Origin of the sequence: Levilactobacillus yiduensis, assembly GCF_024718525.1 — a bacterium.
Taxonomy (GTDB): Bacteria; Bacillota; Bacilli; order Lactobacillales; family Lactobacillaceae; genus Levilactobacillus; species Levilactobacillus yiduensis.
In genome coordinates this window covers 1-7,052 of sequence record NZ_JAMXAZ010000046.1, presented here as the reverse complement: position 1 = coordinate 7,052, position 7,052 = coordinate 1, and the positions used below count along the sequence as shown (strand labels likewise).

The 7,052-nt window shown below is 38.8% G+C and carries 8 protein-coding genes; 2 read left to right on the top strand and 6 right to left on the bottom strand.

The window, feature by feature from the left end; genetic code table 11:
• Positions 1-502: 502 nt before the first annotated feature.
• Positions 503-862, bottom strand: coding sequence for a hypothetical protein (locus tag NGM66_RS13935; protein ID WP_012660358.1), 360 nt, complete (start codon positions 860-862; stop codon positions 503-505).
• 12 nt (positions 863-874) lie between these two features.
• A complete protein-coding gene (locus tag NGM66_RS13930) occupies positions 875-1,462 on the bottom strand; it encodes a site-specific integrase (protein WP_012660357.1) in 588 nt (195 codons plus the stop codon).
• A 76-nt stretch (positions 1,463-1,538) separates the two neighbouring features.
• On the opposite strand from NGM66_RS13930, the gene NGM66_RS13925 reads away from it, so the two are divergent.
• Both NGM66_RS13925 and NGM66_RS13920 read left to right on the top strand, forming a co-directional pair.
• Entirely contained in the window at positions 1,539-1,817 is a 279-nt protein-coding gene (locus tag NGM66_RS13925) for a type II toxin-antitoxin system Phd/YefM family antitoxin (protein ID WP_010620850.1), read from the top strand.
• The gene (locus tag NGM66_RS13920) at positions 1,817-2,173 is read left to right on the top strand and encodes a type II toxin-antitoxin system YafQ family toxin (protein WP_027822196.1); all 357 of its coding nucleotides are present in this window, start codon (positions 1,817-1,819) and stop codon (positions 2,171-2,173) included. The genes NGM66_RS13925 and NGM66_RS13920 overlap by 1 nt, the downstream gene beginning before the upstream one ends.
• A 458-nt stretch (positions 2,174-2,631) precedes the next feature.
• On the opposite strand, the gene NGM66_RS13915 is transcribed toward NGM66_RS13920, so the two are convergent.
• The 4 genes from NGM66_RS13915 to NGM66_RS13900 form a co-directional block, all read right to left on the bottom strand.
• Positions 2,632-3,690 carry a WxLIP family cell surface protein gene (locus NGM66_RS13915; RefSeq protein WP_082230355.1) on the bottom strand — a complete coding sequence of 353 codons (1,059 nt, stop codon included), beginning with the start codon at positions 3,688-3,690 and terminating at the stop codon, positions 2,632-2,634.
• An 84-nt stretch (positions 3,691-3,774) separates the two neighbouring features.
• Positions 3,775-4,377 (bottom strand): WxL domain-containing protein, encoded by a 603-nt coding sequence (locus NGM66_RS13910; RefSeq protein WP_258115828.1) that lies wholly within the window; start codon positions 4,375-4,377, stop codon positions 3,775-3,777.
• A 501-nt stretch (positions 4,378-4,878) separates the two neighbouring features.
• Positions 4,879-5,394, bottom strand: coding sequence for a DUF536 domain-containing protein (locus tag NGM66_RS13905; RefSeq protein ID WP_233758955.1), 516 nt, complete (start codon positions 5,392-5,394; stop codon positions 4,879-4,881).
• Entirely contained in the window at positions 5,387-6,316 is a 930-nt protein-coding gene (locus NGM66_RS13900) for a replication initiation protein (RefSeq protein ID WP_027821993.1), read from the bottom strand. Before NGM66_RS13900 ends, NGM66_RS13905 begins: the two co-directional genes overlap by 8 nt.
• Between the last annotated feature and the right edge of the window lie 736 nt (positions 6,317-7,052).

Below are 7,052 nucleotides of genomic sequence, written 5' to 3'. Positions count from 1 at the left end.
TATTTATACCAAAGCAAAAATAAAAAGCCCTCAGCAGGCTTTTAGAGGGCTAAATAACGAAGCCAGGACGATTAATAATATCTTCTTGTCTTTTTTGCAAAACATACCAGCTTAATTACTCCTAACATTAAAATAATAATTTCAAATTAGATACGCAGTTCTTAAAGTTAGTTATTCAAATTTTGTTGCCAGGTTTATGAAGATTCTCTGCATAAAGCAATTAAAAAAATTTGGTTGAAAGCAGCGGGATATGCAACAATTTTTAGCATTTAAAGCATAACAAACTCAGTTAAGTGTAAGCATAAATTGAATTAAGAATACATTCCATTTAACAACGGCAAAAATTGATTTTATGGTTATCAGAAGGCCGAGTGAAACGAGGTCAATGCGCACTTACACCCTTGACAAGTGTCAAGGGTAGATTTAATACCCATCGAAATGGGTATTATCTGTATTAGAAGGCTAGCGCCAACGATAAAAAGCCTAGAGCCAAATCTCAAGATTAATCAATCACATTACGAAGGATCCAATGACTATAAGCAAGACGAGCACCGGGAGTTATTACCCAAGGGTGATTAATTTCGAAAATTTGAATTTCAGTTGCTAAGTAAAGTGGCGTCTTACCATGATTAAAAGCAAAAACGGGTTGCGGAAAATCAGGCTTACTAGCAACTTGATGAACACTTTGACGAGAGTTCATCTGCCAACGAATTTTTAAATCTTCACGCGACAATAATTTTGGCAGGTGTGTTTTTTCAATTTGAGCTTGCCGTTGCAACTTTTGTGTAAACTCTTGTTTAGTCTTGTTTTGATGCCAATCATCAAAAAGATCATACTTGTTTGATTTAAAATCTAAATCCATAAAGCCAGCCTCCTAACCAAAATCAATTTTATCCAGCATCGTTTCAGTACTAGCCTGGTCTAAGCCTAAATAAGCTAAAGTCATTGCTTCACTGGAATGATTTAGCAAATTCATGACTAAGCCAATATTATAATTTGATTGCGTGTAAACGCGATAAGCCCCGGTTTTACGCATCGTATGGGTCCCTAGATAATTAATTCCTAACAGATCGCCAACCTTGCTCATGATTTTGTAGAACTGTTTTTCCGTGATATGTCGTTCTGGGTGCTGAATCGAGGGAAACAACCAGTCAGAAACCAAATGGTTTTCTTGCAACCAAGCTTGATAGGCTAATAAATCAGTTTGCACGGGTTTTAAGTAGAGCAGGTTAGCTTTACCGGTCTTTTGGTCGTGGATAAACGCATTCTGACGCACGGTGCCGTTTTCGTTAAAGACATCTGTCCAACGAAGCTTCATAACGTCGCTCACTCGCAACAGAGTCGCTTTACCCACTTGAAAAACGGTATAGTTACGCCAACCAGCTTTGAAATTATGGAGTAACGTATCTTGCACTTCTTTGAGCACATTTGAATCTTTGATTGGTAAGACAATTTGTTGCATAGTTTTAGCTCCTTAAAAAATTGATTTTTAGTACAAATTAAAGTACAATATTAAGTACAATGAAAGGGTGGTAAATATGACATTAGCACTAACACAGAGCGATTTTCGCGCTAACCTAAAAAAATATTTGGATCAAGTTAATGACGAAGACGAAACCGTTTATATTGCTCGTTCAAATAGTCGCGCAGTAGCCATCGTTTCACAAGAAAAAATGGACTGGCTAGAAAGAGCATTAAAAGCTAAAGAAGGTTCGTTAGAATATGCAATTGCACGTGATCAGTTAATTAAACGCCATGTTTTACCTGACGATGAAATTGTTGAATCAGATGATGGTTATTGGGGTCAGTTTAAATAATGAAAAAACTAAGATTTAAACCACGTGCAACCTTTAATGCTGATCTAAAACGGTTAGCCAGTTTAGACAAATCTATTATTGATGAAGTTCGAGCAGCCATTGATCTGTTGCTTGAGCAACAACAATTACCACCAGAATTTGAAGATCATGAGCTTAATCGGCGAATGAGCGGTTATAATGAATTTCACTTACGAGATACCCCGAAAAACAAAACACCAAGCGAAACTAACGATGTCCTGGTGGTTTATACGATTGATAAAGATGAACTAGTCTTAATTGGCATTCGAGTCGGATCGCATGATCGTTTATTTCCTGGTCAAAATCGTGCTAAAAGGTATCGAAAAAATGACAAATAGAAGAAGTTATTTTTATAATATGAAAATAAATAACCCCCAACATCTACATTATAGATATTGGGGGTTATTTTAACAATGATTTTGAGGGGCGATTTTGTAATTATAGTCCCTAATATAGGGACAAAGCTTATTTGAAAGTTTTTCTCAAACACATCATGTATTTTAGACTGTGCCACTATTATTCTCTGTTATAGGCAGACCAGAAACGCCCTTTTTTGTACATTTTATAAGTTCTTTTTTCAGTCAAACGTGCACGTTGTAACCGTCGTTTTTGCATTTTCCATCACCCCAAATCCTTACTCGCTTTTTCACTTTAATCATTTATTTATATATTTCATATTAATGATAAGTATACCGCTTTTACTAATAAACCGCCTAATGATTATTGTGATTACAACAAAAAAATAAGTACCCACTCAAGACCATGCTGGTCAAGATGTGGCTACTTATTTAGTCGGTTATGATTGACGTTTGTCATTCAATTGTTTTTCTAATTCTTTAATCTTCTTCTGCTTGCGGCGAATGTACCAGATCAGCAAGATGATCAAGAGTAAAATCAAGAGGCCAATGCCGATATACAGCCACCAGTTAGGGCCCTGCTTCAAGACCGCCGTATGATTCAGATTAGTGGCCTCGCCCTGCGTAATCACGAAGTTCTGCTTAAATTGCCAGTGCTGCTTCTTGGATTTGACCTTGACGACTGCGGTGTACTTGCCAGCCTTCAGAGCATTTTGTCCGGTTCGCACCGGTAATTTGTAGATTGAACTGGGTGCCATCTGACCGTTAGTCAAATTTTGATGGTAGACTACTTTTTGGCCGCCACGATGGTAAATCTTGATCTTCGTTTGGACCTTATTCAAGTAGGCCGCCGTGTGGTTCACTAACGGAAAGTTGATGACGTTGCGGCCGTTGAGTTGCTCGACCGTGATCTTGTTCATCGTGAGGTGGTTCGTCGTCAAATCGCGATCACCATGCAGAACAACGGCTTCAGTATAGGCATACTGATTATTGACCGCGACCGCCTTTTTTGTTTCAGCGGCCGTTGCCTTTTTCAAGAAAGTCAGCCCACCAGCCAAGATACCGTCATACGATTTGGCCGGCATCTTGATTTGAAACTTGACGGTCTTAACTTGTCCCTTATCCAGCTTAACTTCGGACTGGTCAGTCGTCACCAGTTTGGCTAAATCATACGGCAAATCCGCACTTTTATTTTCAGTCGCCCGCTGATAAGCTACCACACCATTGATGTTGGTCGTCGCCTTGGAAATCCCAACATTGATCGTAATTGGCGCATTCGAGGTGTTGTGCACCTTCACCGCAATGGTCTGGGTCTGTTTTGGTTTTAACTTCAAATCAAAGTACGAGACGTTCGAATCGACTTGACTACTCGAACGTACCGGACTGATCTCAAATCCCACGGCCGAATCAGCCTTCGCTGATTGGGCCATGCCACCCATGAACAGACTCATCACACCGACTAATGCCGTTGCTAATAATGCTCGCAATCGTTTCCCCACACTCATCACGCCTTTTCTCTCAAATTAAGTCAGGATATTGGTTCGACCAACATCACCATACCACTAGTAGGCTTCACGCTCACTTTAGTTAGATGGCGTAGCGCCCAAGTTCCAAGTCAACGTTGTCGTGTAGCCTTGAGCGAGCTTAGGCGTTGCACCCGGAACAGTCAGGTTAGAACTGCCGAACGTAAACGTCGAGATTCCGTTACCGTCACCAGCTAAAGCTGAAGCAACCGTGCCTGCAGCGCCATTAGTGGTCGTACCGCTCGTCGTCGTTCCAGGAGTCGTCGTTCCAGGAGTCAAAGTGGCGTTCCCCGTCTTAACCGTTGAATCACTTGAAACTTTGGTGCTAACAACCGTCAAGGCAGCGTTCGTCAACGCTGAGCCACTCGCATCCGTCTTCGTATTGAATTGTTGGCCTTGTGCCACGGTCAATGCCCAGCCGGCATTCGTCCCCCGCAAATCACTAACTTTTACCGTTGGCGTGGTCGAAGCATTCAAAGTCGCATCAGCTGCCGAAATCGTATCTTTCCCAAATGAAAGGTGCGTATTATCCACTGACAATGATAGTGTCCCACTTGAGAAGGCCACATCACCTGTCGAATCCGTATCCGCGGCGTTTGCAACCACCGTACTTGTCCCTAAAAGTCCAGTAACAACCATTAATCCCAAAACCATTTTTTTCATTACAAACTGCTTCCTTTCAAGTACCTGATTTATTCACAAAGAGCCTCAGCTCTGGTACAGTTAAATTGCTAAACAAAACCACATGAGAGAAGATGGCTCTATATTGAAAACTTTACAATAAATGGCATTAAATTTCAACCGCGCGTTTTATAATCAAGTTAGCCAAATACTTTTAGCTTGTAATTTGCCAAGACTTTTTTTATAAAAGCTTTGCTTTTTATTTTGCAATAAATAATGCTAATGTAAGTGACAGAATAATTAGTACCAGTATCGCTAAGACACTTTTGATGCCAAAAGCAATAGTTAGACTTATCAGAATAATAAGTGGCAAATAAAAATAGTCCAATTTATTGACTTCTGAGCAATCCATACCAGTGTAGATTTATTAAAATTGTTACCAAAAAAACGCGTGTAGTTTGCTTACAGGGAATATTGGTCATAACTTAATACGATTTCTTCAGTCAATTAACTATATAACATTTTGGCTAATATAAGAAAGCTTTACCAAAAGTGCCACCATTTTTTATCGCTTCTATTTCTATACACGTCCTCTTCTGAGGTATTATTTTGTTGTTTCTGAAATGTCCCAGAAGTTTCAAGTAAGTCACTTGTTTTTTGAATATGGGCTTTTAACTCTCTATTTTCTTCTACAGTTGTTAATTGTAGTTGTTGTTGCTGATCTATTAATTTTGTTAGATGCTCTATTTGTTGGTCTTTGGCAGCAAGCTGTTTGTCACGTTGAGACTTTAAATCTGCTACTTCTCTTCTTAGAGTAGCGATTAGCTCATTATTTTCTTCGCTAGTCTTTGTCTCTTTTTTGCTACCTGTTTGTTGGTTATTTGCTACCAAAGGCTTTGCTACCTTGTCGCTAATAATCTTTTCAGCTGTAGGGCTGATTATGTTTGTACCTTGACTATCTTTTTGTCGGTTCTTTGCTGGTAGTCTTTGGTAGTGATATTGAATAGTCTGTTTGGAGACCTTCAATTCATCAGCAAGTTCTCTAATAGTTTTAGGCATGATTTCCAAACCCCTTTCGGAGTTCAGCAAGTGCTTCTTGTCTTGCTTGATCTCTTATTTTTTTATCGTGCTCGGCCTGTTTATCAGCCAATGCTTGTTTCTCAGTGGAGCCTAAAGTCAACCCCTTAACTTTGTCAATGGCACGCCATTTTTCCTGTTCTGTTAATTCACCATTATGCTGAATGTTAAAGAGTTTTTGACGTTCATCTTGAAATTGACCTTGTGAGAAGTCATTAGCGTTTTTCTTTTCAGACTTCCAAGTAAAAGAATACCCAATCACTGGTTTTCCGCGGCCTTTACCATATTTTTTTCTAACCGTTAGGCCTCTAAAAAGAGGCGTAAGTTCCTCTTTGATGGGTTTTAAAACGGATTGATTTATATTGCTACTTTTATAGCTTTTAGGGACATCTAATAGCTCGTTAAAGTCTGCAACTGAAAAGTAAGCGTACCCAGTAGTTCTAAATTGTTTTAGTAACCGAAACATGGTTTTTGCGTAGCTACTTTTTAAATCTCTGAATTCTGATAAAGCATAACGAACCCAACTTTCCAGCTCATTTAATAATTTTATAGCTTTGGGGTAAATTTTAATATCAACATAAGGATCATCAGCATGGCCGTTTATCTCAAATTCGGTAAACATAACAAAAAATTCACGATGCAGCCCATCTTTACTACGCCTTCCAAAGCGTAAGCCTAAAATTTTTTGATAAGTACTTTCAATATCGTCAATAAATCGGTTATTTGCTGTAGGTTTATATGCACTTAATTCTTTTAATTGATCAAATGAAAACCTTACAGTTTCGTCACCCTTGTCACGCATTCTAGAAACTATTGAGAAGAATAAATTCATTTCAACAGGAGTGAATTTTCGAAGTGGGATTGTATTTAATTCAGGATCATATTTAACAATTTCATTACTCAAATGAAGCACCTCTTTTAATGAATATGGTTTTATGAATATATAATACTACAAAACTCTATCTATAAGCAGACAAAACTCTATCTATAAACAGACAAAACTCTATCTATAAACAGACAAAACTCTATCTATAAACAGACAAAACTCTATCCATAAACTTCTGTACGCCTTGGGGGAGTAAGGCGCAATAGGGGTCTAAAAGAGGTTTAAAAGAGGTTTATAAAAGAGGTTTAAAAGAGGCACCACTGTACAAGATCAAAATCTAAAACAAAAATACAAAGGAGTGAGCCCAAAAACAGGCTCACATTAAACTTCATTCGCTACGCTCTTTGCGCCTCACTTCGTTCGTTGCCTACAAAGGAGTGGCAATCCACATTTATTCGGGCGCTGACGCCCCGAACCCCGTCCAAGCTGAACCAGCTTGACCGCTTTTTCACTCGCCGTTAGGCAGGAAAGCAAAGTTTCTATAAAACTTTGGCTTTCGCCATTTCAGTGTTAAGACTGGTTTAGAGCTGTCAATTCCTTATGCTCCCACGCTACGCTCGTCCGCTACCATTGACAGCAAACAGTTAGTTTTTTGAATTTCAATAAGAATTCAACTGCTATGTTCGTTTTTAAGGGCCTTATTTCTCGTTTCTAGCGATTTTGAGACTGTTTATATATATTTATACCAAAGCAAAAATAAAAAGCCCTCAGCAGGCTTTTAGAGGGCTAAATAACGAAGCCAGGACGATTAATA